This window comes from Streptomyces rubellomurinus, assembly GCF_000961885.1.
GTDB classification, from domain to species: domain Bacteria; phylum Actinomycetota; class Actinomycetes; order Streptomycetales; family Streptomycetaceae; genus Kitasatospora; species Kitasatospora rubellomurina.
Genome location: NZ_JZKH01000373.1, coordinates 1 through 283 on the forward strand (window position 1 = coordinate 1; position 283 = coordinate 283).

The 283-nt window shown below is 64.0% G+C and carries 1 protein-coding gene; it reads left to right on the top strand.

Annotation, left to right across the window (positions count from 1 at the left end):
- Window positions 1–228: hypothetical protein (locus VM95_RS38245; protein ID WP_045706375.1), on the top strand; the 228-nt coding region annotated here is incomplete at its 5' end.
- Window positions 229–283: the final 55 nt, after the last annotated feature.

A 283-nucleotide genomic window follows, 5' to 3' on the forward strand; every position in this document is an offset into this window, starting at 1 on the left:
GTCGAGATGGACATCGCCGACCACAAGAAGACCGGAAGTTGGGGTACGGCTGGCAAGGGCTGGCGAGCGGACCAGACGAGGCTGCTGGTGCAGGGCAAGTTCAAGGAGGCGATCGCCAAGGACGTGCAGGACGCCCAGGCGATCGCGCCCGGCAAGTACACCAAGGCGATCGCCGAGATGAAGAGCAAGTTGCCCAAGGAGTGGAAGCAGCTGGGCGCTGACAAGTGAGCGCGAGAAGTCGGCTGGGCCGACTTCTCGCGCGAGGGTGTTCAGGTGTTGGGGA